27 protein-coding genes and 1 other annotated feature are annotated in these 26,439 nt (G+C 44.7%); of the genes, 24 read left to right on the top strand and 3 right to left on the bottom strand.

The features are described from left to right. Nucleotides 1-41: 41 nt before the first annotated feature. The 8 genes from MKY10_RS15330 (at nt 42) to thrS (ending at nt 8,837) form a co-directional block, all read left to right on the top strand. Nucleotides 42-1,064, top strand: coding sequence for a glyceraldehyde-3-phosphate dehydrogenase (locus MKY10_RS15330; protein ID WP_048654957.1), 1,023 nt, complete (start codon nt 42-44; stop codon nt 1,062-1,064). Nucleotides 1,065-1,302: 238 nt separating this feature from the next. After that, nucleotides 1,303-1,683 carry an adenosylmethionine decarboxylase gene (gene speD / locus MKY10_RS15325; RefSeq protein ID WP_003223584.1) on the top strand — a complete coding sequence of 127 codons (381 nt, stop codon included), beginning with the start codon at nt 1,303-1,305 and terminating at the stop codon, nt 1,681-1,683. A gap of 273 nt (nt 1,684-1,956) precedes the next feature. Then, nucleotides 1,957-2,415 (top strand): transcriptional regulator NrdR, encoded by a 459-nt coding sequence (gene nrdR / locus MKY10_RS15320; RefSeq protein ID WP_003223586.1) that lies wholly within the window; start codon nt 1,957-1,959, stop codon nt 2,413-2,415. A gap of 114 nt (nt 2,416-2,529) precedes the next feature. Then, nucleotides 2,530-3,948 (top strand): replication initiation membrane attachment protein DnaB, encoded by a 1,419-nt coding sequence (gene dnaB, locus MKY10_RS15315; protein WP_015251489.1) that lies wholly within the window; start codon nt 2,530-2,532, stop codon nt 3,946-3,948. 27 nt (nt 3,949-3,975) lie between these two features. Next, nucleotides 3,976-4,911: a primosomal protein DnaI gene (dnaI, locus tag MKY10_RS15310; RefSeq protein WP_003229466.1), complete on the top strand. Its 936-nt coding sequence runs from the start codon at nt 3,976-3,978 to the stop codon at nt 4,909-4,911. A gap of 33 nt (nt 4,912-4,944) precedes the next feature. Beyond that, complete coding sequence (locus MKY10_RS15305; RefSeq protein WP_048654964.1) at nt 4,945-5,586, top strand: TVP38/TMEM64 family protein; 642 nt, start codon at nt 4,945-4,947, stop codon at nt 5,584-5,586. Nucleotides 5,587-5,664: 78 nt separating this feature from the next. Beyond that, complete coding sequence (gene ytxC, locus MKY10_RS15300) at nt 5,665-6,510, top strand: putative sporulation protein YtxC (protein WP_061891037.1); 846 nt, start codon at nt 5,665-5,667, stop codon at nt 6,508-6,510. 395 nt (nt 6,511-6,905) lie between these two features. Beyond that, nucleotides 6,906-8,837, top strand: coding sequence for a threonine--tRNA ligase (gene thrS, locus MKY10_RS15295; protein ID WP_014480529.1), 1,932 nt, complete (start codon nt 6,906-6,908; stop codon nt 8,835-8,837). 38 nt (nt 8,838-8,875) lie between these two features. Here the strand turns inward: thrS and MKY10_RS15290 are convergent, their stop codons facing one another. After that, on the bottom strand, nt 8,876-9,658 hold the full coding sequence (locus tag MKY10_RS15290) for an HAD family hydrolase (protein ID WP_061891038.1): 783 nt from the start codon (nt 9,656-9,658) through the stop codon (nt 8,876-8,878). A 166-nt stretch (nt 9,659-9,824) separates the two neighbouring features. On the opposite strand from MKY10_RS15290, the gene lytS reads away from it, so the two are divergent. From lytS to lrgB, 4 genes are all read left to right on the top strand, one after another. Then, the gene (gene lytS, locus MKY10_RS15285; protein ID WP_114523446.1) at nt 9,825-11,606 is read left to right on the top strand and encodes a two-component system sensor histidine kinase LytS; all 1,782 of its coding nucleotides are present in this window, start codon (nt 9,825-9,827) and stop codon (nt 11,604-11,606) included. Further along, entirely contained in the window at nt 11,584-12,309 is a 726-nt protein-coding gene (lytT, locus tag MKY10_RS15280) for a two-component system response regulator LytT (RefSeq protein WP_015251493.1), read from the top strand. Before lytS ends, lytT begins: the two co-directional genes overlap by 23 nt. Before the next feature lie 133 nt (nt 12,310-12,442). After that, nucleotides 12,443-12,883: an antiholin-like murein hydrolase modulator LrgA gene (lrgA, locus tag MKY10_RS15275; RefSeq protein WP_014477620.1), complete on the top strand. Its 441-nt coding sequence runs from the start codon at nt 12,443-12,445 to the stop codon at nt 12,881-12,883. A gap of 21 nt (nt 12,884-12,904) precedes the next feature. After that, a complete protein-coding gene (lrgB, locus tag MKY10_RS15270; RefSeq protein WP_003229482.1) occupies nt 12,905-13,600 on the top strand; it encodes an antiholin-like protein LrgB in 696 nt (231 codons plus the stop codon). Between the two features lie 31 nt (nt 13,601-13,631). Here the strand turns inward: lrgB and MKY10_RS15265 are convergent, their stop codons facing one another. Beyond that, the gene (locus tag MKY10_RS15265) at nt 13,632-14,294 is read right to left on the bottom strand and encodes a hypothetical protein (RefSeq protein WP_048654953.1); all 663 of its coding nucleotides are present in this window, start codon (nt 14,292-14,294) and stop codon (nt 13,632-13,634) included. A gap of 255 nt (nt 14,295-14,549) precedes the next feature. Beyond that, nucleotides 14,550-14,680 (top strand) — a sequence feature (ribosomal protein L20 leader region). A gap of 58 nt (nt 14,681-14,738) precedes the next feature. Between MKY10_RS15265 and infC the strand changes: the two genes are divergently transcribed. From infC to MKY10_RS15245, 4 genes are read left to right on the top strand one after another with little or no spacing between them, the layout of a single operon-like run. Further along, entirely contained in the window at nt 14,739-15,260 is a 522-nt protein-coding gene (gene infC, locus MKY10_RS15260) for a translation initiation factor IF-3 (protein WP_010886591.1), read from the top strand. 12 nt (nt 15,261-15,272) lie between these two features. Next, nucleotides 15,273-15,473 carry a 50S ribosomal protein L35 gene (gene rpmI / locus MKY10_RS15255; RefSeq protein ID WP_003222418.1) on the top strand — a complete coding sequence of 67 codons (201 nt, stop codon included), beginning with the start codon at nt 15,273-15,275 and terminating at the stop codon, nt 15,471-15,473. 31 nt (nt 15,474-15,504) lie between these two features. Then, the gene (rplT, locus tag MKY10_RS15250) at nt 15,505-15,864 is read left to right on the top strand and encodes a 50S ribosomal protein L20 (protein WP_003222420.1); all 360 of its coding nucleotides are present in this window, start codon (nt 15,505-15,507) and stop codon (nt 15,862-15,864) included. Between the two features lie 56 nt (nt 15,865-15,920). Then, the gene (locus MKY10_RS15245; RefSeq protein ID WP_003229490.1) at nt 15,921-16,190 is read left to right on the top strand and encodes a DUF1294 domain-containing protein; all 270 of its coding nucleotides are present in this window, start codon (nt 15,921-15,923) and stop codon (nt 16,188-16,190) included. Nucleotides 16,191-16,205: 15 nt separating this feature from the next. Here the strand turns inward: MKY10_RS15245 and ysdB are convergent, their stop codons facing one another. Then, nucleotides 16,206-16,598: a sigma W pathway protein YsdB gene (gene ysdB / locus MKY10_RS15240; protein ID WP_003229493.1), complete on the bottom strand. Its 393-nt coding sequence runs from the start codon at nt 16,596-16,598 to the stop codon at nt 16,206-16,208. 183 nt (nt 16,599-16,781) lie between these two features. Between ysdB and MKY10_RS15235 the strand changes: the two genes are divergently transcribed. The 8 genes from MKY10_RS15235 to MKY10_RS15200 all read left to right on the top strand — a co-directional run bounded on the left by MKY10_RS15235 (nt 16,782) and on the right by MKY10_RS15200 (nt 26,415). Continuing rightward, nucleotides 16,782-17,867 (top strand): M42 family metallopeptidase, encoded by a 1,086-nt coding sequence (locus MKY10_RS15235; RefSeq protein WP_048654952.1) that lies wholly within the window; start codon nt 16,782-16,784, stop codon nt 17,865-17,867. 197 nt (nt 17,868-18,064) lie between these two features. Beyond that, nucleotides 18,065-19,036, top strand: a complete 972-nt coding sequence (abnA, locus tag MKY10_RS15230; protein ID WP_015251497.1) for an arabinan endo-1,5-alpha-L-arabinosidase AbnA — start codon at nt 18,065-18,067, stop codon at nt 19,034-19,036. A 177-nt stretch (nt 19,037-19,213) separates the two neighbouring features. After that, a complete protein-coding gene (gene araA, locus MKY10_RS15225; RefSeq protein ID WP_048654951.1) occupies nt 19,214-20,704 on the top strand; it encodes an L-arabinose isomerase in 1,491 nt (496 codons plus the stop codon). 13 nt (nt 20,705-20,717) lie between these two features. After that, on the top strand, nt 20,718-22,400 hold the full coding sequence (gene araB / locus MKY10_RS15220) for a ribulokinase (protein ID WP_048654950.1): 1,683 nt from the start codon (nt 20,718-20,720) through the stop codon (nt 22,398-22,400). A 16-nt stretch (nt 22,401-22,416) separates the two neighbouring features. Continuing rightward, nucleotides 22,417-23,106 carry an L-ribulose-5-phosphate 4-epimerase gene (gene araD, locus MKY10_RS15215; RefSeq protein ID WP_003229501.1) on the top strand — a complete coding sequence of 230 codons (690 nt, stop codon included), beginning with the start codon at nt 22,417-22,419 and terminating at the stop codon, nt 23,104-23,106. Next, the gene (gene araL / locus MKY10_RS15210) at nt 23,084-23,902 is read left to right on the top strand and encodes a sugar-phosphatase AraL (protein ID WP_080348096.1); all 819 of its coding nucleotides are present in this window, start codon (nt 23,084-23,086) and stop codon (nt 23,900-23,902) included. The genes araD and araL overlap by 23 nt, the downstream gene beginning before the upstream one ends. Next, on the top strand, nt 23,899-25,083 hold the full coding sequence (gene egsA / locus MKY10_RS15205) for a sn-glycerol-1-phosphate dehydrogenase (protein ID WP_048654948.1): 1,185 nt from the start codon (nt 23,899-23,901) through the stop codon (nt 25,081-25,083). Before araL ends, egsA begins: the two co-directional genes overlap by 4 nt. A 30-nt stretch (nt 25,084-25,113) precedes the next feature. Beyond that, nucleotides 25,114-26,415: an ABC transporter substrate-binding protein gene (locus MKY10_RS15200; protein WP_015714490.1), complete on the top strand. Its 1,302-nt coding sequence runs from the start codon at nt 25,114-25,116 to the stop codon at nt 26,413-26,415. The last annotated feature ends 24 nt before the right edge of the window (nt 26,416-26,439 follow it).

Raw genomic sequence — 26,439 nt, 5'->3', positions numbered from 1 at the left:
GTAACAAATTAGGATGGCATAATTGATAAGGGGTGTCCAACATGAAGGTAAAAGTAGCGATCAACGGGTTTGGAAGAATCGGAAGAATGGTTTTTAGAAAAGCGATGTTAGACGATCAAATTCAAGTAGTGGCCATTAACGCCAGCTATTCCGCAGAAACGCTGGCTCATTTAATAAAGTATGACACAATTCACGGCAGATACGACAAAGAGGTTGTGGCTGGTGAAGACAGCCTGATCGTAAATGGAAAGAAAGTGCTTTTGTTAAACAGCCGTGATCCAAAACAGCTGCCTTGGCGGGAATATGATATTGACATAGTCGTCGAAGCAACAGGGAAGTTTAATGCTAAAGATAAAGCGATGGGCCATATAGAAGCAGGTGCAAAAAAAGTGATTTTGACCGCTCCGGGAAAAAATGAAGACGTTACCATTGTGATGGGCGTAAATGAGGACCAATTCGACGCTGAGCGCCATGTCATTATTTCAAATGCGTCATGCACGACAAATTGCCTTGCGCCTGTTGTAAAAGTGCTGGATGAAGAGTTTGGCATTGAGAGCGGTCTGATGACTACAGTTCATGCGTATACGAATGACCAAAAAAATATTGATAACCCGCACAAAGATTTGCGCCGGGCGCGGGCTTGCGGTGAATCCATCATTCCGACGACAACAGGAGCGGCAAAGGCGCTTTCACTTGTGCTGCCGCATTTGAAAGGAAAACTTCACGGCCTCGCCTTGCGTGTCCCTGTTCCGAACGTCTCATTGGTTGATCTCGTTGTTGATCTGAAAACGGATGTTACGGCTGGAGAAGTAAACGAGGCATTTAAACGCGCTGCCAAAACGTCGATGTACGGTGTACTTGATTACTCAGATGAACCGCTTGTTTCGACTGATTATAATACGAATCCTCATTCAGCGGTCATTGACGGGCTTACAACAATGGTAATGGAAGACAGGAAAGTAAAGGTGCTGGCGTGGTATGACAACGAATGGGGCTACTCCTGCAGAGTTGTTGATCTGATCCGCCATGTAGCGGCACGAATGAAACATCCGTCTGCTGTATAAAATAAGGTCATGGACACATTTTAAAGAAAAAACCCTTAACAGCATATTTCTGAAAAAACGCACCTTGCAAATTAGACTTAAACACAGTATACTATTTTTCGTGAACTTCTTGCTTGAGACTGTTTCGGAATTACTTAAAGGGTTAGGACCTCTCCGGACTAACTTTCCCCCGTGGTAAATGGCCGACCCAGTTGTTGGAATTTCACTTTTTAATTCTTGTTAAGGGGGGTCCATGACTATGGAAACAATGGGGCGTCACGTTATCTCCGAGCTATGGGGATGCGATTTTGATAAGCTGAATGACATGGATTTTATTGAAAAAACGTTTGTAAATGCTGCTCTAAAATCAGGTGCTGAGGTGCGCGAGGTTGCATTTCACAAATTTGCACCGCAAGGCGTAAGCGGAGTTGTGATTATTTCTGAATCACACTTAACGATTCACAGTTTTCCTGAGCACGGATATGCGAGCATTGATGTTTATACTTGTGGAGACTTAGATCCTAATGTCGCTGCTGATTACATTGCAGAGGCATTACATGCTGATACAAGAGAAAACATTGAAATACCAAGAGGAATGGGGCCTGTGCAAATTAAACAGGCGCAAGCGAAAGTACTATAAAGTAAATTGCGAACACAAAGGGAGCTGAAGCTAGAAAGCCATTATGCGCTTTTTAGCTTATGCTCCTTTTATTTTTATAAAGAAACGAGAGTGTCAGCTTTTTCTTTTTTCATTTTTTTTGTAAAATAAGAAGGAGATTTTCACAAACCACCTAATGCTATAGAAACAAATTTAACAACGGCTCTCCCGACAGATGCTGTCACATCTATTTTTAAAAGGCGGAGGCTGCCGAAAATACATTGCAGGGAACGATATAGTTGGGAGCTGATTTTATTGAAATGTCCTTCATGCCAGCATAACGGAACACGAGTCCTTGATTCACGGCCTGTGGATGACGGAAAGTCGATTCGCCGAAGACGCGAGTGCGAATCCTGCCACTACCGGTTTACGACCTTTGAGAAAGTGGAGGAAACCCCGCTCATCGTCGTGAAAAAAGAAGGTGTGCGTGAGGAATTCAGCAGAGAAAAAATGCTGCGCGGCCTCATAAAAGCATGTGAAAAAAGGCCTGTTTCACTCAAAACGCTTGAAGACATGTGCTTTGATATTGAAAAAGAGCTTCGCAATCAAGGCTGCTCCGAGGTGAAGAGTGAGCTCGTCGGAGAAATGGTCATGGACCGGCTGGCTAAGATTGACGAAGTCGCATATGTGCGGTTCGCGTCCGTCTATCGGCAGTTTAAAGATATAAACGTCTTTATCGATGAATTAAAAGACTTAATAAAGAAAGAGCGTTAAAAGAGCTAAGAGGATTCTTCTAGCTCTTTTCTCATGTGCAAAATTGGCATTTGATAGATATAAGAAACGGTGTAAAATGAAAGGTAGAAACAAATTCGGAAGGTTTGAGAATGTATGGCTGACTATTGGAAAGATGTACTGCCTGTAGACCCGTATGTGGTTAAAAGCAGATCGATGCTGCAGGATATTGACAGACAAATTATTACACAACTGTACCAGCCCTTAATCGGCCCTGTTGCATTCTCTCTTTATATGACATTGTGGGGAGAGCTTGAACAAAACCGTCTGTGGGGCGGAGAGTCCACACATAGACAGCTGATGGGGATGACACAGTCCAACTTAAAAACGATCCATCAGGAACAGGGGAAGCTCGAGGGCATCGGATTGCTGAAAGTATATATGAAAGAATCCGAGCGGCAGGAGCGCCTCTTTATATATGAACTCCTTCCGCCGCTCAGACCAAATGAATTTTTTGAAGACGGAATGCTGAATGTTTTTCTGTATAATAGAGTCGGAAAAACGAAATATCAGCAATTAAAACAATTTTTTACGCACCCGGCCATTTCAGAAGATGCGAAGGACATTACGCGTCCGTTTAATCATGCGTTTGAATCGCTGCAGCCGAGTGAATGGAAGCTCACATCCGATATGGAGGAAACGGTAAGGCTTGCCGAGGGGTCCGAGTATACTTCTGTCGGACAGTCTCCGTCCTACACCATAACGGAGGATGTGTTTGATTTTGATTTGTTTTTAGCGGGACTTTCTGAGACGATGATACCGAGAAAAGCGATGACCCAGCAGGTGCGGGACACAATCAAAAAGCTTTCTTATCTGTACGGAATTGACCCTTTGCAAATGCAAAATGTTGTGATGAGCGCAATTGATGAGCGTGACGTCATTACGACGGAGGCATTAAGAAAAGCGGCGAGCGACTGGTATCAAATTGAAAGAAACGGACAGCTGCCCGATTTGGTGGAAAAAACACAGCCGGTGCATCTGCGTGAAGGCGAAAAACCGGCAGAAGAGGATTCTTTGGATGGGAAGCTGATCGCATTGCTGGAGGCGATTTCCCCGAAGAAGCTTCTGCAGGACATTGCTGACGGAACAGAGCCGTCAAAAGCTGATCTGAAGATCATAGAAGAAATTATGTTCGAACAGAAGCTCGAGCCAGGCGTCACAAATGTGTTAATTTATTATGTCATGCTGAAAACCGACATGAAGCTGTCGAAAAACTATATCCAAAAAATCGCTTCGCATTGGGCACGCAAAAAGGTAAAAACGGTCAGGGAAGCGATGAAGCTCGCAATAGAAGAAAACCGCCAGTATCTTGAATGGGCTGAAGGAAAAACAAAGTCTTCGAAACGAAACCAAAAAGTGATTCGTGAAGAAAAGCTTCCTGATTGGATGACAGAAAAGGAAACAGCGTCTGACTCAGAATCCGGACAGCAGAAGCTGCATCCGCAGGATTTGGAAGAACAGAAGAAAAAGATGATGGAAGAAATGCAAAAACTGAAAAAATACTCTGCCTATTAAAGACAGAGATGCGGGGTGAAGGAATAGATGGAACCAATCGGCCGTTCCCTGCAGGGCGTAACCGGCAGGCCGGATTTCCAAAAACGTCTTGAACAAATGAAGGAAAAAGTCATGAAAGATCAAGATGTTCAAGCATTTTTGAAGGAAAACGAAGAAGTGATTGACCAAAAAATGATCGAAAAGAGCTTAAATAAGCTTTATGAATATATCGAACAAAGCAAGAATTGCTCCTATTGTTCGGAAGATGAAAACTGCAACAATTTGTTGGAGGGCTACCATCCGAAGCTTGTTGTCAATGGGAGGTCTATTGATATCGAGTATTACGAATGTCCAGTCAAACGGAAGCTCGACCAGCAGAAGAAACAACAGTCTCTTATGAAAAGCATGTATATCCAGCAGGATCTTCTTGGAGCGACGTTCCAGCAAGTTGATATCAGTGACCCAAGCAGACTCGCGATGTTTCAGCATGTTACAGACTTCCTGAAAAGCTATAATGAGACGGGAAAAGGGAAAGGATTATATTTATACGGGAAATTTGGGGTAGGAAAAACGTTTATGCTCGCTGCAATTGCCAATGAGCTGGCGGAAAAAGAGTATTCCTCCATGATTGTTTATGTGCCTGAATTTGTGAGAGAGCTTAAGAATTCGCTGCAAGACCAGACATTGGAAGAGAAGCTCAATATGGTAAAGACCACACCCGTATTAATGCTTGATGACATCGGAGCAGAATCAATGACAAGCTGGGTAAGGGATGAGGTCATCGGAACGGTGCTTCAGCACAGAATGTCCCAGCAGCTGCCAACGTTCTTTTCTTCTAATTTCTCACCTGACGAGCTGAAGCATCATTTTACGTATTCGCAAAGGGGAGAAAAGGAAGAAGTAAAAGCGGCAAGATTAATGGAGCGGATATTATATTTGGCTGCTCCGATCCGCCTTGACGGAGAAAACCGCCGACATCCATAATTGCTGTGGTTCAAAGGGGAAGGAACTGAGGGTATGAAACGAAAAACGGCTGTCAAATGGCTGGCAGTGCTTGCAGGTGCTGGTTTACTCTATTGGGGAAATAAAACGTATTTGAATGTATCGCCGAAAGAAATCAGGGTATGGGTATTGTCGTTCGGAGTCTTTGCACCTCTGATGTTTATCGGGATATCCATCGTCAGGCCACTTGTTTTATTTCCGGTGTCTGTTATTTCAATAGCTGGCGGACTTGCGTTTGGCCCGCTTCTCGGCACGCTTTATACGTTATTCGGTTCGATGTGCGCTTCAGCTGTTTCGTTTTTTGCGGCTGGTTTGTTTTCGGCGAAAAAGAACGGGCATTACGAAAGGCTTGAAGCCATACAGAAGCAAATGGAGGATAACGGATTTTTCTATATCTTTCTTTTGAGAATCCTGCCGATCAATTTTGATTTCGTCAGCTATGCGGCAGGCCTTTCCAATGTCAAAGTGCTGCCGTATTTTGCCGCAACGGCTGTGGGAATCATCCCTGGGACGATTGCGCTTAATGTGCTGGGTGCGAGCTTTTTGGCTGGCAATCTGCCCGCTTTCTTTATGGTGCTCGCTTTGTATATCGTGTTTATCTCATTGCCGTTCATCTTCAGAAAGAAAATGCAAAACTTGTTCCAAGAATCAAATTAAGATTTGCCAATGACCTTTACGTCTATTTTAAAAACATCCCCCATATACTTGTAACAGATGCCGTAAGGGGGGACAAACATGCTTGAAATAATCTTTGAAGATGACCATGATGCAGCCGCTTTTTTACATCTCATTCAGCATTCGGACGATCGGAACAATATCATTGTCCGTGAAGGCATACGAAAAATCGGGATTGAAAAAGCGAATCCGGCTTTTCCTATTCAGCGTTTTATGGAGCCGATTCTGGTCAAATTTTTTTTGGAATGCAAAGAAGACGAGCATATGCTGTCATTGATTGAGGAAACGTATTGTTTCACGGACCAGGATGAACAGCAGCAAATCCTTCAGCTCGCACACAGTATTATTGAAGGTGAAGCAGACGATCTTCCGTTTGAGCCGCTGAAGCTTTCACGGAAACAATCAATTTTGGATGAACTCCAAACGATCTGTTTAGAGGAAGGAGTATTTTACATTCGCTCCTTTCAGACCTTCCGACTTGGATCATACTATAAGCAGCTGAGAGATATTACAGAAGCAGCGATTGATGAATATAAGATGGAACAGGAATATCAAAACTTTATTCAAACACTCAGAGACTATGTGGACGCCAAACAGCCGCGAATCAAAAAAGTGCATATTGTCCATGATGGTTCCTTTACATTATGGGAGCTGCGCTATGTGCCGGAACGGGAAAAAATGAAATACATAGACAGAAGATTTGTCCGGGATCATCCTATGTATATTGATTCTCATTTGCTCGCGCCGCTGATTTCCATTGCGCCTGATGAAGTCGTGCTTTATACCGACCAGCCCGAGCACATGATGGCAAGGACCATTCAAAACGTATTTCAAGAGAGAGTGGAAATACTCCCGCTGCATGCTTTTACAGATGCAGAAATACCGGTGAAGCACTTGGAAGGATGAGGGCCGGCAGCCTGTCTATTTAAGGCTGTCGGTTTAAAAAAAAGGAAACGCGATCGTGTTGATTTTTTGGATTGAACAATTTATAATACATAGGAGATTAAGAAAGACACACGTATTGATAAGGACACGAAGGAATGATACCGGCTCAAAGAGAGGGAAGCCCTGGCTGCAAGCTTCCCAGCTAAGGACCATTCGCTTTACCGCCTTTGAACTTCAGCTATGAACCTCTTGAAAAGGAACAGTAATGGCTGACGGGAACTCCCGTTACAGAGCTTAGAGCCGCAGGTGCCGTATTGGCTTTGCGGAAAAAAGGGTGGAACCACGATTCCGTTTATTCAACCTCGTCCCTTTCATAGGGGGCGGGGTTTTTATATGCAAAAAAAGGAGTGACAAAGATGTCAGATATGGTAAAAATCACATTTCCTGATGGAGCAGTCAAGGAGTTTGCGAAGGGAACAACAACAGAAGATATCGCGGCATCCATCAGTCCGGGATTAAAGAAAAAATCATTAGCCGGAAAACTGAACGGAAAAGAAATCGATTTAAGAACGCCGATCAATGAAGACGGTACAGTGGAAATCATTACAGAAGGCTCAGAAGAAGGTCTTCAAATTATGCGCCACAGTACGGCTCACTTGCTGGCTCAAGCGATTAAACGCATCTACAAGGATGTTAAATTCGGCGTCGGTCCGGTTATCGAAAACGGTTTTTACTACGATGTAGAAATGGACGAAGCGATTACACCGGAGGATCTGCCGAAAATCGAGAAAGAAATGAAAAAAATCGTTAATGCGAACCTTCCGATCGTTCGAAAAGAAGTCAGCCGTGAAGAAGCGAAAGCCCGTTTTGCGGAAATCGGCGACGACCTGAAGCTTGAACTATTGGATGCGATTCCTGAAGGAGAAACCGTTTCGATCTATGAGCAAGGCGAATTCTTTGACCTGTGCCGCGGCGTCCATGTTCCTTCAACCGGAAAAATTAAAGAATTTAAGCTGTTAAGCCTTGCAGGCGCATACTGGCGCGGCGACAGCAAAAACCAAATGCTTCAGCGCGTATATGGTACAGCTTTCTTCAAAAAAGCTGATCTTGAAGAGCATCTTCGTATGCTAGAAGAAGCGAAAGAACGCGACCACAGAAAGCTCGGCAAAGAATTAAAGCTGTTTGCAAACTCTCAAAAAGTCGGACAAGGCCTGCCGCTTTGGCTGCCAAAAGGCGCGACAATCCGCCGCGTCATCGAGCGCTACATTGTCGATAAAGAAATCAGCCTCGGCTATGAGCACGTATACACACCTGTGCTAGGCAGCAAAGAGCTGTATGAAACATCAGGGCATTGGGACCATTATCAGGAAGGCATGTTCCCTCCGATGGAAATGGACAATGAAACACTTGTATTGCGTCCGATGAACTGTCCGCACCATATGATGATTTACAAACAAGACATTCACAGTTACCGCGAGCTTCCGATTCGTATTGCGGAGCTTGGAACGATGCACCGCTATGAAATGTCAGGTGCGCTGTCAGGGCTTCAACGGGTACGCGGAATGACGTTAAATGATGCACACATCTTTGTGCGCCCGGATCAAATTAAGGATGAGTTTATCCGTACAGTCCGTTTAATCCAGGATGTTTATGAAGACTTCGGTTTAAGTGATTACACATTCCGTCTGTCTTACCGCGATCCGGAAGATACAGAGAAATATTTTGATGACGATGAAATGTGGAACAAAGCGCAATCCATGCTGAAAGAGGCAATGGACGAAATCGGCCACGACTATTACGAAGCAGAAGGTGAAGCGGCATTCTACGGCCCTAAACTTGATGTTCAGGTGAAAACTGCGATTGGAAAAGAAGAAACACTGTCTACGGTTCAGCTTGATTTCTTATTGCCGGAACGTTTCGACCTGACATACATCGGTGAGGACGGCAAGCAGCACCGTCCGGTTGTGATTCACAGAGGTGTCGTTTCAACAATGGAACGCTTTGTTGCCTTCTTAATCGAAGAACACAAAGGCGCGCTGCCGACATGGCTTGCACCGGTTCAGTTCCAAGTCATCCCGGTTTCTCCGGCTGTGCATTTAGACTACGCGAAAAAAGTGCAGGAACGCCTGCAACGTGAAGGCCTGCGTGTTGAAGTCGACAGCCGCGATGAAAAAATCGGCTACAAAATCCGTGAAGCGCAAATGCAAAAAATCCCGTACATGCTGGTGGTCGGTGACCAAGAAGCAGAAAACGGAGCGGTAAACGTGCGTAAATACGGAGAACAGAACTCTGAAACCATTTCACTTGATGAGTTTGTGAAAAAGGCAGTAGCTGAAGCGAAAAAATAAAATAAAAAGCATGATCTCGTTGAAGAGATCATGCTTTTTTATTTCTCTAATATAGGAAACAAATCATGAAGGCTGCTGATGATGTAATCAGGCGTTACGTCAGTTTCGTTTTTCTTATCCGTCCGGTTGATCCAAACGGTTTTGATTCCGGCTCTTGAAGCGCCTAAAATATCAGTATTCAAATTATCGCCGACCATGATGGCATCGTCTTTTTCAATATTCATCAGCTTAAGGCAGTGTTCAAAAATTGAAACATCCGGCTTGCCCTTGCCGAATGCGCCCGAGATGACGATTTCATTGAAGTAAGGAGCGAGCTCAGGTACGCCGGCAAGCTTCTCCTTTTGCAGACTCGGATCGCCATTTGTCAAAAGCAATAATTCATACTTGCCTTTTAATTGATCGAGTACAGCAAAAGTTTCATCATATACAAACGGGCGTTTTCTGCGCTCTGCCGCAAAAAACTCTCCCAAGTATTCGCCATATGCAGGATCATCGATCCCAAGCGCTTTCAGTCCGTTTGTCCATGCATTTCTTCTGTACTCCGGCACAAGCTTGTTCAGCTTTTGAAAGCCTTCACTGATTGGCTCTGAGAAATTGGACCACAGTCCTTCAAACGGGTTAATGCCGATCATCACTGTATATGGATACGTCTCATATGACATGTACAATTCTCTCGCCGCTTCGCGAACAGCTGCTTCGAATTCCTCAGGGGCAAGGCCATATTTTTTCTCCGCCTGTAAGCAAGTTTCTGCAAATGTTGTTCTGACGCTTTTTTCGTCCCAAAGTAGTGTATCATCTAAATCAAAAAATACGGCTTTCATGATCTTCTCCTCTGCTTCAGATTCAAATCTTTCTGCCAAAAGGCTCATGTTTTATTTTACAATAGATAAAAGCCTTGTGAAATATGTTTTCAGACGATTTTAAAAAAACAGTCAGCCGTAAAACGAAAACATGCTAGAATGAAAACGGAAAGAACAGGTGACATGAATGATTCATTTAATGATTATGATGCTGGAGAGAGTGGGGATTATTGTTATATTAGGGTTCATTCTCGCCCATACGAAACTTTTCAGACAAGCTCTTCAGAATCAGGACGGCTATAAAGGAAAAGCGATTTTAATTTCAATTTTTTCTCTTTTCAGCATCATCAGCAATTATACAGGCATCGAAATTCAAAGGAATATGATTGTAAACAATGACTGGGTGTTTACGATAGATCCATCGGGCTCTATCGCGAATACCCGTATTTTGGGCGTGGAAATTGGGGGCCTTCTCGGAGGTCCGTTTGTAGGGGCTGGGATCGGCATGCTGGCGGGCCTGCATCGTTTTTCACTCGGTGGCAGCACGGCTTTAAGCTGTGCCGTATCATCTATTTTAGCGGGTGTTCTTGCAGGCTTGATCGGCAGGTATTTTACGAAGCGATATCGAATGCCGACACCGCGCATCGCCGCTCTTGTGGGAATCGGCATGGAGTCACTGCAAATGATCATTATTTTGCTGATGGCAAAGCCGTTCAGTGACGCTTGGGAGCTTGTCAGCATGATCGGAATTCCGATGATACTCATCAATGGAACAGGCAGTTTTATTTTTCTGTCTATTATTCAAGCGATCATTCGCAAGGAAGAACAGGCAAGAGCTCTCGAAACACATCGAGTGCTGACGATTGCTGATCAGACACTTCCATTTTTTCGCCAAGGATTAAATGAAAACTCCTGTAAAAGTGTAGCGGCTATTATCCATAAGCTGACAGGAACAGATGCGGTGTCTCTCACTGACAAAGAAAAGATCCTTGCGCATGTCGGTGCGGGAATGGATCACCACATCCCATCGAAAAGTTTGATCACCGGGCTGTCCAAAAAGGTGATTAAAACAGGGCATATTATGAAGGCGATTTCGCAGGAAGAGATTGAATGCACGCATGCTGAATGCCCTTTGCACGCTGCAATTGTCCTGCCGCTGACATCGAACGGCAATACAATCGGCACCTTAAAAATGTACTTTAAAAGCCCGGCAGGCCTGAGTCAGGTAGAGGAGGAACTTGCCGAGGGGCTGGCCATGCTGTTTTCGACACAGCTTGAGCTTGGGGAAGCAGAGCTCCAAAGCAAACTTCTCAAGGATGCTGAAATTAAAGCGCTTCAAGCACAGGTGAATCCGCATTTTTTATTTAATGCGATCAACACGATTTCTGCGTTATGCCGTACAGATGTTGAAAAAACCCGTAAGCTCCTATTGCAGCTCAGTGTTTATTTTCGTTCAAACCTTCAAGGAGCGAGACAGCTGCTGATCCCGCTATCAAAGGAGCTGAACCATCTAAACGCCTATTTGTCATTAGAACAGGCGCGTTTTCCCGGGAAATATAAAATTGAGCTTAATATCGACAGCAGACTAAAGCAGATTGAAATCCCTCCGTTTGTTTTGCAGGTGCTTGTCGAGAACGCGCTTCGGCACGCGTTTCCGAAAAAACAAGACATATGCAAGGTTACAGTCTGTGTCTTATCTGATGATGCATCCGTCTATATGAAGGTGGCGGATAACGGACGCGGAATTCCGCCGGACGTCTTGCCGGAACTGGGAAAGAAACCGTTTCCGTCTAAGGAGGGAACCGGTACAGCGCTTTATAACCTAAATCAGCGGCTGATCGGTTTATTCGGACAGCAGGCTGCACTGCATATCAGCAGTGAGGTTCATAAAGGGACAGAGGTTTCCTTTCAAGTGCCAATGCAACAGATGAAAGAGGGAGAAGAACATGCTCAGGGTGTTAATAGTTGATGATGAGATGCTGGCAAGGGATGAACTGGCTTACTTGCTTAAGCGGACCAATGAGGAAATGGAAATCAATGAAGCGGAAAATATCGAATCCGCTTTTGACCAAATGATGGATCAAAAACCTGATTTGCTGTTTTTAGACGTTGATTTATCCGGAGAAAACGGTTTTGATATCGCAAAGCGATTGAAGAAAATGAAGCATCCTCCTGCTGTTGTGTTTGCGACAGCGTATGACCAGTATGCGCTCAAAGCGTTTGAGGTGGACGCTCTTGATTATTTAACCAAGCCTTTCGATGAAGAAAGAATTCAGCAAACGCTGAAAAAATATAAAAAAGTCAATCGGGATATTGTAGAAACAGAGCAAAACAGCCATGCCGGCCAGCACAAGCTCGCGCTATCTGTGGGGGAATCGATTGTGATTGTGGATACGAAGGACATTATCTATGCGGGAACAGAAGATGGTCATGTCAATGTAAAAACCTTCGATCATTCTTATACGGTCAGCGATACACTCGTTGTGATTGAGAAAAAGCTGCCGGATTCTGATTTTATCCGCGTCCATCGGAGCTTTGTCGTGAATACCGAATATATTAAAGAAATTCAGCCATGGTTTAATTCAACGTATAATCTGATCATGAAAGACGGATCGAAAATACCGGTCAGCCGGACATATGCGAAGGAATTGAAAAAGCTGCTCCATATTTGATGGGCGGCTTTTTGCATTTCAGCCATTTGATTCTGCAACTCAGACCCGCTATTCGGCATGTTATCTTGTAAGCGCTTTATAACAGGGGATTCTTATTTATAATGAGGGTACCAAAGAGAAAGAGGTGAAGAAAATGAGTGCTAAAAAAGTGTACGGGTTTTTAACACAAGCATTTATTTTTGCCGTCATTATGCTGGTTTCAAATATGATTGCCGCTATTGTCCCAATACCTATCCCGGCATCGGTTGTAGGGTTGGTCTTATTATTTCTCCTATTATGTTTGAAAGTCATTAAACTGGAACAAGTGGAAACGCTCGGAACGTCTTTAACCTCTCTGATCGGATTTTTATTTGTTCCGTCAGGTATATCTGTTATGAATTCGCTTGGTGTGATGCAGCAATACGGCCTGCAAATTGTTCTTGTCATTCTGCTCGCAACGATTATTTTGCTGGGGGCTACGGGATTGTTTTCTCAGCTGATTCTGTCGCTGAGCGGAAAACGCAAAACCGCAGCGGACATGAAAACAAAAACAGTGCAAAGCCCGCAGAACAATAACGAACTCGTTCACCATTAAGGGAAACAGGAGGTTCTTCACATGGAAAGCACAATGAGTCCTTATTTTGGGATTGTCGTATCACTTGCTGCATTCGGCATCGGCACCTTTTTATTTAAGAAAACGAAAGGCTTCTTCCTTTTCACTCCTTTGTTTGTTGCCATGGTGCTGGGGATCGCATTTTTAAAAATCGGCGGTTTTTCCTACGCGGATTATAATAACGGGGGAGAGATCATTAAGTTTTTCCTTGAACCGGCAACGATCGCATTTGCAATTCCTTTGTACAAACAAAGAGATAAGCTTAAAAAATACTGGTGGCAAATCATGGCCTCCATTATTGCCGGCTCTATCTGCTCTGTCACGATTGTTTATCTGCTCGCTAAAGGCATTCATCTCGATTCGGCCGTAATGAAAAGCATGCTTCCGCAGGCGGCTACAACGGCAATTGCGCTTCCTTTATCAAAAGGCATCGGGGGCATCAGTGACATCACAGCCTTTGCGGTCATCTTTAACGCTGTCATCGTATATGCGCTCGGAGCATTGTTCTTGAAGGTGTTTAAAGTGAAAAATCCGATTTCTAAAGGATTGGCTCTTGGAACATCCGGACATGCACTTGGTGTAGCGGTCGGGATTGAGATGGGAGAAGTTGAAGCTGCGATGGCAAGTATTGCTGTTGTCGTAGTAGGAGTGGTAACGGTTCTGGTCATCCCTGTGTTCGTGCAGCTGATCGGAGGATAAGCCAAGGCTGAATGCCTTGGCTTTTTTTATTTTATGGTGCGTCTTCGGGATCGATATACCCTTGTTTAATGCCCCATTCTACTTGATCGTCATGCCACTTTTTTCGTTCTTCATAACCATAACCATCGTCATCAGGAAGCTCTGAAGCTGGCTGCTGAATGGTTTTATCTGTCTGACTCGAGGAAGATGGTGGATTTTTACTATTAGATGAGGGTGCCTCGGTCTGCTGCCGTTGTGCCTGTGATTGCCGCTTTTTCTCAGCGTTCGCTTTCTGCTCTTTTTGGATTGCTGCCTGCCGCTGTCTTTCAAGTTCAGCTTGTCTTTTTGCTTCCGCTAATCGCTGATTCTCCGCCGCCTGCTGCTCTGCTAATCGCTGTCTCTCCGCTTTTTCCTCCTGCTGTTTCTTTCGTTTCGCCTCCCGCTCTTTTTCAAGCTTTTTCTCTGCGGCGATTTGTCTTTGCTTTTCAGCTTCTTCTTTTGCCTTCCGCTTTCCTAACTCAGTAGCAAGTGGACTCTCGAACTTCATGTCCAATGAAACGGGTTTTAGTTTTTTTAGCTCTTTCTCCAGCCCCTTTTGAGGAAATGCTGCAGTTGTCTTAACAGTTTCGACTTTTGATTCGGAAGATGTGCTGATATTCGAGCAACCGGTTAATATCAATGTGAAAAATAAAGCAAGCTGTATCAGTTTGTTCATGTGTCAGGCTCCCTTCTGCTTCTTATATCGGTCAAAGATTAACTTTGTTTTACATTTCTTCCTGTCGGTGGTTTTGTTGTAAATTACGAAATAAGGGGGGAATTGTTGGTTTTTGCATCTTGGTGAGGCTGAAAGATTTTCTTTTTCTCTCTTGCGCTCATAGAAAACCCATGTTACAATGTAAAAGTTGTTCCGGATAAGTCGTCCTTGACTAAAGATCCGGTATTGTGTAGAATAGTTATTGAATTGAATATAAATCACAAGCAGAAGCACCCGCTTCTCACCTGATTGACACATGCATGTAGTTGGCAGGTTGACCGTACATTTTTATTGATACAGATGTTCGTAGTGTGGGTGTTTTATAATGCCCACACTTTTTGTTTGCCTGCAAAATGCATTCAAAATGAGTTGTGAATCAATTCGAAGAAACTATGGAGGTGGCTCATTATTAGCAAAGATCAATTGGTTAATGAGGGTATCCGTGCACGTGAGGTCCGTTTAATCGGACAAAATGGCGACCAGCTTGGAATCAAGTCCCGTCAGGAAGCACTTGAAATCGCCGGCCGCGCAAATCTTGACCTTGTGTTAGTTGCAGCGAATGCAAAACCGCCTGTCTGCCGAATCATGGACTACGGTAAGTTCCGATTTGAGCAGCAGAAAAAGGAAAAAGAAGCACGCAAGAATCAAAAAATCATTAACTTAAAAGAAGTTCGGTTAAGTCCGACAATCGATGAGCATGACTTTAACACGAAATTGCGCAATGCGATTAAATTCCTTGAAAAAGGCGATAAAGTGAAAGCTTCTATCCGCTTTAAAGGACGCGCAATCACTCATAAAGAAATCGGTCAGCGTGTGTTAGACCGTTTCTCCGAAGCATGTGCTGAGGTTGCGACAGTCGAAACAAAACCAAAAATGGACGGCCGCAGCATGTTCTTAATGCTCGCACCGAAAAACGAAAAGCAATAAGGAGGAAATCCCATGCCAAAAATGAAAACTCACCGCGGATCTGCTAAACGTTTTAAAAAGACAGGTTCTGGGAAGTTAAAACGTTCTCACGCGTACACAAGTCACTTATTCGCCAACAAATCTCAAAAGCAAAAGCGTAAGCTTCGCAAGAGTGCTGTTGTAAGCGCAGGAGACTTCAAACGTATCAAACAAATGCTTGCTAACATCAAGTAATCGGATAAGGAACAATTAGGAGGGAAATTCAATGCCAAGAGTAAAAGGCGGAACTGTTACACGTAAGCGTCGTAAAAAGGTTCTTAAATTAGCAAAAGGTTATTTCGGTTCAAAACATACATTATACAAAGTAGCTAACCAGCAGGTCATGAAATCTGGAAACTATGCTTTCCGTGACCGTCGTCAGAAAAAACGTGATTTCCGTAAACTTTGGATCACTCGTATCAACGCAGCTGCTCGCATGAATGGCCTTTCTTACAGCCGTTTAATGCACGGTCTTAAGCTTTCTGGTATCGAAGTAAACCGTAAAATGCTTGCTGATCTTGCTGTAAACGATCTTACTGCATTCAATCAGCTTGCTGATGCTGCTAAAGCTCAATTAAACAAGTAATCATATAGAGCCGCTCTCCAGCAGAGCGGCTTTTTCTATATAAAGGATGAGGCAACATGATTATTGCAGCTTATTTGGTGTTGATTAATCTGTGCGGTTTTTGGGTGATGGGCATTGACAAACGCAAAGCGCAGCAGCACAAGTGGAGAATTTCTGAAGACCGGCTGTGGCTGATAGCCATCGTATTTGGAGCGCTCGGTGTCTGGCTTGGCATGCAAACCTTCAGACATAAAACGAAACACGCTTCTTTTAAGTATGGAGTACCGCTTCTTCTGGTAATTGAAGCGATTCTCATCGCTATTTACTACAGCCCGTTTGATTTATAAAAAGCAGAAAAGCGTTTAACGCTCTTCTGCTTTTTTTGCGAGTTTAATGGGCTGGTCCCAGTCAATCTTACAATTTGGATATCGTTCCAGCACTTTTTCTTCAATGTTCTCAAAATCTTTTGCAGAGAAATGTTTCAGCTTCTCAGGAGATTCTGTCCAGACAAAGATCGTGTGAATAAACAGCGGATGATCCTTGGAAGGAATATGCTTTTCTCCCTCAAAAAGCACGCCTTTATACGTCAGCTGAAAATTCTTCCGGGTATTGTTTTGTTCATCAATAATATAAAAATGTTCTTTTGATTGGGCCAGCTTAAGCCTTCTCTTAGGATTCGCGACATATTTGACCACGGCATAAATACAATAAGCAAAAAGTGCAAGCAAAATAATCCTTAGAACCATGACAAACATTGTGTGAAGGCACCTCCCTTATGGTGATGATCTGATGTAATACGAAAAGCATAGAAAAAGGTTTCACTTTTTCTAAAAGAAAGCTGTAAAAACATATACCCGATTTTCAAGTGAAATAGTCGTATGGTTCGCGCCATGTTTTGTATAATAAGAATGCAGGACTGATGAAGGAGGGTTTGGAACATGGCAAAATTAGATGAAACATTGACCATGCTGAAAGATTTAACAGATGCAAAAGGCATACCCGGCAATGAAAGAGAAGTAAGGCAAGTGATGAAATCATACATAGAACCATTTGCTGATGAGGTGACAACAGATCGCCTGGGCAGTTTAATTGCCAAAAAAACTGGTGCAGAAAACGGCCCGAAAATTATGATCGCCGGACATTTGGATGAAGTCGGCTTTATGGTGACACAAATCACAGATAAAGGCTTTATCCGTTTTCAAACCGTTGGCGGCTGGTGGGCTCAGGTTATGCTTGCCCAGCGCGTCACCGTTGTCACAAAAAAAGGAGAAATCACAGGGGTTATCGGCTCTAAGCCGCCGCATATTTTATCTCCTGAAGCAAGAAAAAAATCAGTGGAAATAAAAGACATGTTTATTGATATTGGAGCTTCAAGCCGGGAAGAAGCCTTGGAGTGGGGTGTACTCCCGGGAGATATGATCGTTCCGCATTTTGAATTTACGGTCATGAACAATGAAAAATTCCTACTCGCAAAGGCGTGGGACAACCGTATTGGCTGTGCGATTGCAATTGATGTGTTAAGAAACTTACAAAACACAGATCATCCAAATATAGTGTATGGCGTCGGAACCGTGCAGGAGGAAGTCGGCCTGAGAGGAGCGAAAACGGCTGCACACACCATTCAGCCTGATATTGCGTTTGGTGTTGATGTAGGGATAGCAGGAGACACGCCTGGCATTTCCGAGAAAGAAGCGCAGAGCAAAATGGGCAAAGGCCCGCAGATTATCGTTTACGATGCATCCATGGTCTCTCACAAAGGTTTGCGCGATGCAGTTGTAGCCACTGCGGAGGAAGCCGGCATTCCGTACCAATTTGATGCCATTGCCGGCGGCGGAACTGATTCGGGTGCCATCCATTTGACGGCAAATGGCGTTCCTGCGCTGTCCATTACCATTGCAACCCGCTACATTCATACGCACGCGGCCATGCTGCATCGTGATGATTATGAAAATGCGGTAAAGTTAATTACAGAAGTCATTAAGAAGTTAGACCGAAAAACGGTTGACGAAATTACGTACCAATAAAGATACGGAAGAATCCGCCTATTTAGGCGGATTCTATTTTTTTGTCTGTACAAATTAGAGCATAGTGACTACAATAAAGGGGATACCGAAAATTTCCTGAACATGACGATATACGATACGCAGCTCGATTTGACAGGAAGGGAGGATAAATAATCTAATTTGTAAGCGTTTTCTAATATAAAGGAGGTTGAACAAAATTGAAAAAGAAAAAAACATGGAAACGCTTCTTACACTTTTCGAGTGCAGCTCTGGCTGCAGGTTTGATATTCACTTCTGCTGCTCCCGCAGAGGCAGCGTTTTGGGGTGCATCCAATGAGCTGCTTCATGACCCGACTATGATTAAAGAGGGGAGCTCATGGTATGCGCTTGGAACAGGGCTTACTGAAGAACGGGGACTGCGGGTTTTGAAGTCTTCAGACGCTAAAAATTGGACCGTACAAAAATCCATTTTCACTACACCGCTATCGTGGTGGTCCAATTATGTGCCGAATTATGGTCAAAACCAGTGGGCGCCGGACATCCAATACTATAACGGCAAGTACTGGCTATATTATTCCGTTTCTTCTTTTGGAAGCAATACATCTGCCATTGGCCTGGCATCTTCAACAAGCATCAGTTCGGGGAGCTGGAAGGACGAGGGCTTGGTGATTCGTTCGACAAGCTCAAATAATTATAACGCCATTGATCCGGAGCTGACTTTCGACAAGGATGGCAACCCGTGGCTTGCATTCGGCTCGTTTTGGAGCGGCATTAAGCTGACTAAGCTCGATAAGAGTACGATGAAGCCTACAGGCTCGCTCTATTCGATTGCAGCTAGACCGAATAATGGAGGTGCCTTAGAAGCTCCTACTCTTACGTATCAAAATGGATATTACTATTTAATGGTTTCATTTGATAAATGCTGTGACGGGGTAAACAGTACGTACAAAATTGCTTACGGAAGATCCAAAAACATCACAGGCCCTTATCTTGATAAAAGCGGAAAAAGCATGCTTGAAGGCGGAGGCACTATTTTGGATTCGGGCAATGACCAATGGAAAGGACCTGGAGGCCAGGATATTGTGAACGGAAACATTCTTGTTCGCCATGCCTATGATGCCAATGACAATGGCATTCCAAAGCTTCTCATCAATGATTTGAATTGGAGCTCGGGCTGGCCGTCCTATTGAATCAAAAAGCCGGGCTCTGCCCCCGGCTTTTTTTAAAAGAAAAGATTGACAGTATAATAGTCAATTACTATAATAAAATTGTTCGTACAAATATTTATTTATAGGTTTATTTTCTATCATTAGTACGTATCTTTTATATTTGAAAGCGTTTTATTTTATGAGAAAGGGGCAGTTTACATGCTTCAGACAAAGGATTATGAATTCTGGTTTGTGACAGGAAGCCAGCACCTATACGGGGAAGAGACGCTGGAACTGGTAGATCAGCATGCTAAAAGCATTTGTGAGGGGCTCAGCGGGGTTTCTTCCAGATATAAAATCACTCATAAGCCCGTCGTCACTTCACCGGAAACCATCAGAGAGCTGTTAAGAGAAGCGGAGTACAGTGAGACATGTGCTGGCATCATTACATGGATGCACACATTTTCCCCTGCAAAAATGTGGATAGAAGGCCTTTCCTCTTATCAAAAACCGCTTATGCATTTGCATACCCAATATAATCGCGATATCCCGTGGGGTACGATTGACATGGATTTTATGAACAGCAACCAATCCGCGCATGGCGATCGAGAGTACGGTTACATCAACTCGAGAATGGGGCTTAGCCGAAAAGTCATTGCCGGCTATTGGGATGATGAAGAAGTGAAAAAAGAAATGTCCCAGTGGATGGATACGGCGGCTGCATTAAATGAAAGCAGACATATTAAGGTTGCCAGATTTGGAGATAACATGCGTCATGTCGCGGTAACGGACGGAGACAAGGTGGGAGCGCATATTCAATTTGGCTGGCAGGTTGACGGATATGGCATCGGGGATCTCGTTGAAGTGATGGATCGCATTACGGACGACGAGGTTGACACGCTTTATGCCGAGTATGACAGACTATATGTGATCAGTGAGGAAACAAAACGTGACGAAGCAAAGGTAGCGTCCATTAAAGAACAGGCGAAAATTGAACTTGGCTTAACCGCTTTTCTTGAGCAAGGCGGATACACAGCGTTTACGACATCGTTTGAAGTGCTGCACGGAATGAAACAGCTGCCGGGACTTGCCGTTCAGCGCCTGATGGAGAAAGGCTATGGGTTTGCCGGTGAAGGAGATTGGAAGACAGCGGCCCTTGTACGGATGATGAAAATCATGGCTAAAGGAAAAAGAACTTCCTTCATGGAAGATTACACGTACCATTTTGAACCGGGAAATGAAATGATTCTGGGCTCTCACATGCTTGAAGTGTGTCCGACTGTCGCTTTGGATCAGCCGAAAATCGAGGTTCATTCGCTTTCGATTGGCGGCAAAGAGGACCCTGCGCGTTTTGTATTTAACGGCATCAGCGGTTCTGCAATTCAAGCTAGCATTGTTGATATTGGCGGGCGTTTCCGCCTTGTGCTGAATGAAGTCAACGGCCAGGAAATTGAAAAAGACATGCCGAATTTACCGGTTGCCCGTGTTCTCTGGAAGCCGGAGCCGTCATTGAAAACAGCAGCGGAGGCATGGATTTTAGCCGGCGGTGCACACCATACCTGCCTGTCTTATGAACTGACAGCGGAGCAAATGCTTGATTGGGCGGAAATGGCGGGAATCGAAAGTGTTCTCATTTCCCGTGATACGACAATTCATAAACTGAAACACGAGTTAAAATGGAACGAGGCGCTTTACCGGCTTCAAAAGTAGAGGGGGATGTCACATGGCTTACACAATAGGGGTTGATTTTGGAACTTTATCAGGAAGAGCAGTGCTCGTTCATGTCCAAACAGGGGAGGAACTTGCGGCTGCTGTAAAAGAATACAGGCATGCTGTCATTGATACCGTCCTTCCAAAAACGGGTCAAAAGCTGCCGCGTGACTGGGCGCTGCAGCACCCTGCTGATTACCTCGAAGTCTTGGAAACAACCATTCCGTCTTTACTCGAACAGACGGGCGTTGACACGAAAGACATTATCGGGATTGGAATTGATTTCACGGCATGTACGATCCTTCCTATTGACAGCAGCGGGCAGCCGTTATGCATGCTGCCTGAATATGAAGAGGAGCCGCACAGCTATGTGAAGCTCTGGAAGCATCATGCGGCCCAAAAACATGCTGATCGGCTCAATCAAATCGCGGAAGAAGAAGGAGAGGCTTTTTTACAGCGGTACGGAGGAAAAATTTCATCAGAATGGATGATTCCAAAGGTCATGCAAATTGCCGAGGAAGCGCCTCACATTTATGAAGCGGCTGACCGGATCATCGAGGCTGCAGACTGGATCGTGTACCAGCTGTGCGGCTCGCTCAAGCGAAGCAATTGTACCGCAGGGTATAAAGCGATGTGGAGTGAAAAAGCGGGGTATCCGTCAGATGATTTCTTTGAGAAATTAAATCCTTCAATGAAAACGATTACAAAGGACAAATTGTCAGGTTCTATTCATTCAGTAGGAGAAAAAGCCGGCAGTCTGACTGAAAAAATGGCAAAGCTGACAGGGCTTCTCCCGGGAACGGCTGTTGCGGTTGCCAATGTGGACGCTCATGTTTCGGTACCGGCGGTCGGCATTACAGAGCCAGGGAAAATGCTGATGATTATGGGAACCTCGACGTGCCATGTTCTACTTGGTGAAGAGGTGCATATCGTTCCAGGAATGTGCGGCGTTGTGGACAACGGAATTCTCCCGGGCTATGCGGGATATGAAGCCGGGCAGTCCTGTGTCGGCGATCATTTTGACTGGTTTGTGAAAACATGTGTCCCGCCAGCTTATCAAGAGGAAGCAAAGGAAAAAAACATTGGCGTTCATGAGCTGCTGAGTGAGAAAGCAAACCATCAAGCGCCTGGTGAAAGCGGCTTGCTTGCTTTAGATTGGTGGAATGGAAACCGTTCAACTCTTGTTGATGCAGATTTAACAGGGATGCTGCTTGGCATGACACTGCTGACGAAGCCTGAAGAGATTTATAGAGCGTTAGTTGAAGCGACAGCTTACGGAACCCGGATGATTATCGAAACATTCAAAGAAAGCGGTGTTCCGATTGAGGAACTGTTCGCAGCCGGCGGAATAGCTGAGAAAAACCCGTTTGTCATGCAGATTTATGCGGATGTGACAAACATGGACATTAAAATCTCTGGTTCACCGCAAGCCCCAGCCTTAGGATCTGCCATTTTCGGCGCGCTTGCAGCAGGCAAAGAAAAAGGCGGCTACGATGATATCAAAAAGGCAGCGGCGAACATGGGAAAACTGAAAGATATAACTTATACGCCAAATGCCGAAAACGCCGCGGTTTATGAAAAATTGTACGCTGAATATAAAGAGCTGGTTCATTATTTCGGAAAAGAAAACCATGTCATGAAGCGGCTGAAAACGATCAAAAATCTTCAATTTTCATCTGCCGCCAAAAAGAATTGATAAAGGGTGATGGAGCATGCTTGAAACATTAAAAAAGGAAGTGCTGGCTGCCAACCTGAAGCTTCAAGAGCATCAGCTGGTAACCTTTACGTGGGGAAATGTCAGCGGTATTGACCGTGAAAAAGAAAGAATTGTCATCAAACCTAGCGGAGTCGAATACAGCGACCTTACAGCAGATGACTTGGTTGTTTTGAACCTTGATGGAGAGGTCGTCGAAGGCTCGCTTAAACCTTCTTCAGATACACCTACCCATGTTTATTTATATAAAGCCTTTCCGAATATCGGGGGAATTGTCCATACCCATTCTCAATGGGCGACAAGCTGGGCACAATCGGGCAGAGACATCCCTCCGTTAGGCACGACCCATGCTGATTATTTTGACAGTGCGATTCCATGTACTCGAGAAATGTATGATGAAGAAATCATTCATGACTACGAACTGAATACAGGAAAAGTCATAGCGGAAACCTTTCAGCATCATAATTACGAACAGGTGCCGGGTGTGCTCGTGAATAATCACGGACCGTTCTGCTGGGGCACTGACGCCTTAAATGCCATTCATAACGCAGTTGTATTAGAAACGGTTGCCGAAATGGCCTATCACTCCATTATGCTGAACAAGGATGTAACCCCAATCAATACAGTTCTGCATGAAAAGCATTTTTATCGAAAACACGGAGCAAATGCGTATTATGGCCAGTCATGATACGCCTGTGTCACCGGCCGGCATTCTGATTGACTTGGACGGTACTGTATTCAGAGGAAATGAGTTGATCGAAGGAGCAAGAGAAGCGATCAAAACGCTTAGGAGAATGGGAAAGAAAATCGTCTTTTTAAGCAACCGGGGGAATATCTCCCGTGCCATGTGCAGAAAAAAACTTCTCGGCGCGGGGATTGAAGCGGACGTAAACGACATTGTTCTGTCATCAAGCGTGACAGCGGCTTTTCTGAAAAAACATTATCGTTTTTCAAAGGTATGGGTGCTTGGGGAGCAAGGCTTGGTTGACGAGCTGAGGCTGGCCGGTGTGCAGAACGCGAACGAACCGAAGGAAGCGGATTGGCTCGTGATCTCCCTTCATGAAACGCTCACGTACGACGATTTAAATCAAGCCTTTCAAGCGGCTGCCGGCGGCGCTCGTATTATCGCTACAAACAAAGACCGCTCTTTTCCGAACGAAGACGGAAATGCCATTGATGTGGCCGGAATGATCGGGGCAATTGAGACTTCTGCACAAGCGAAGACTGAACTTGTTGTCGGAAAACCGTCATGGCTGATGGCGGAGGCTGCCTGTACAGCAATGGGGCTGTCCGCACATGAATGCATGATTATAGGAGACAGCATTGAATCTGACATTGCGATGGGGAAGCTTTATGGCATGAAAAGCGCCTTAGTGCTAACTGGTTCTGCGAAACAGGGTGAACAGCGTTTGTACACGCCGGATTATGTGCTGGATTCTATTAAGGATGTAACCAAATTGGCTGAGGAGGGGATTCTGATATGAATCGTATCGCAGCTGACGTTCAGCGTGCTTTTGAAAACGCCGGAGAAAAGACGTTGCCTATAAAAGTTGAAGAAATTGTTCTCGGTAAGCAAGCAGCTGATTCGCTTTTGGATTATGTAAAACGAAAAAACAATCAACATATTGTCCTTGTCTGCGACGCGAATACACACCGCATTGCAGGAATTGATTTAGAAAACCGACTGAATCAAGAAGGATTTCAGGCCGAGTGCCTGATCATTCCAGAAAATGAAGCCGGAGATGTGACAGCTGATGAACGATCGCTCATTCATGTGCTGATCCATACGAAACAACCAACGGATGTCATGATCGCAGTCGGTTCGGGCACGATTCATGATATCGTCCGCTTTGCGGCGTTTCAAAGAGATTTGCCGTTTATTTCTTATCCGACTGCTCCATCTGTAGACGGTTTTACATCAGCCGGTGCGCCGATTATTTTATACGGCACGAAAACAACCATTCAAACGAAGGCCCCATCTGCGCTGTTCGCTGATCTGGATCTATTAAAAGCGGCACCGCAGTCAATGGTGGCGGCTGGATTTGGTGACATGCTCGGTAAAATAACGTCTTTAGCAGATTGGGAAATATCCCGGCATCTTGCCGGCGAGCCTTATTCGCCAGCAGGAGCTAAGATTGTTCAGGAGGCGCTTGCTGCCTGCATTGAACACACAGAAGACATTGCGATGAAAACGGAAACAGGCATACGGGTTTTGATGGAGTCTTTACTTGTATCGGGGCTTGTCATGCTGGCATTAGATCATTCCCGCCCGGCATCAGGCGGAGAGCATCATATTTCACATTGGATTGAGATGGAATTAATGGAGAAAAAACGGCCGCAGATTCTTCATGGGGCAAAGGTGGGCTGTGCAGCTGTTTTATTAACTGACACATACAGAAAGCTCGCTAAGGATGAGGGATTGAACGAATTTTCACCGAGCCGGCGGCAAGCCATCCAATCGGCTTATCAAACTCTCCCGGAAGGAGAAGTGCTGGCTGATTGGCTGAGATCAGCCGGAGGCGCTGCGTATTTTGACGAAATCGGTGTCGGGCAGGATTCCGTCAAGAATGCCTTCAGACACGCGCACACCTTAAGAGACCGCTGCACCGGATTAAGAATCATTAATGAAAACAAAACGCTGATCAACCATGGTCTATATGAATAGCCCGCACCTCGAATGGAAGGGGTAACGCAGATGAAAAAAATGACTGTCTGTTTTCTTGTGCTCATGATGCTGCTGACATTAGTCATTGCCGGGTGTTCAGCAGAAAGATCATCCGGGAAGTCGGGTGAAACCGAGCTGACCTTTTGGACATTTAACGGGCTTCATGAGCAGTTCTATGTGGAAATGGTGAAGGAATGGAACAAAAAATATCCTGACCGCAAAATTAAGCTGAATACGGTCGTTTATCCATATGGACAAATGCACGATAACTTATCTATCTCCCTAATAGCGGGAGAAGGCGTTCCTGATATTGCAGATGTCGAATTGGCCCGTTTTTCAAACTTTTTGAAGGGCTCTGACATACCGCTTGCCGACTTGACTCCGCTGATTGAAAAGGACCGCGATAAATTCGTTGAGGCGCGGCTGACCCTGTACAGCAAAAACGGCAAGCTTTACGGACTCGATACGCATGTAGGAACAACAGTCATGTTTTATAACATGGATGTGATGAAAAAAGCCGGCGTCAATCCTGACGATATTAAAACATGGGATGATTACCATAAAGCCGGACAGAAAGTGCGCAAAGTGACCGGGAAGCCGATGGGAACGGTGGAAACAAATGATTCCGCAACGTTCTTATCTATGATTTCACAGCAAAACTCAGGCTATTTTGATAAAAACGGCAAGCTGATCCTCAATAATGACACCAACGTAAAAACACTTCAATATTTAAAAGACATGATCAATGATAAAACGATGATTCCTGCGCCGGGCGGCGGGCATCACAGTGAAGAATACTACGGCTTTATGAACCAAGGAGGAGCTGCTTCAGTCCTCATGCCGATTTGGTATATGGGAAGATTTATCGATTATATGCCTGATCTGAAAGGGAAGATTGCCATCAGGCCGCTCCCGGCATGGAAAGAGGGGGGCGACCGCTCGGCAGGCTTGGGCGGTACGGCAACCGTTGTACCGAAGCAATCCAAGCATGTTGAGTTAGCAAAAGAGTTTTTGGCCTTTGCGAAGGGCTCTGAAGAAGGAAATAAAAAACTCTGGAGCGTACTCGGCTTTGACCCGCTTCGCTGGGATGTCTGGAGCTCCAAGGAATTGAAAGAGAAAAACAAATACACGGATTACTTCCAAAACGGAACAGGCATTTTTTCCGTGCTGCTCGATATCAAGGATGAAATCAATCCGATTTATTTACATGAGGATTTTGCCAAGGCTTCAGACCTTGTCAACAGAAGCGTGTTGTTCGACGCACTTAAATCTCAGCAAAAAACGCCTAAACAAGCCTTGGACAGAGCGGCAGGTGAACTGAAACAGAAATAGAATCCCATTCAAAAAGTGAAAGCG

The sequence above is a fragment of the Bacillus sp. FSL P4-0290 genome (assembly GCF_037975435.1).
GTDB lineage: Bacteria > Bacillota > Bacilli > Bacillales > Bacillaceae > Bacillus > Bacillus subtilis.
Note: the sequence above shows the minus strand (reverse complement) of the source record. Positions and strands in the feature narration are given on the sequence as shown.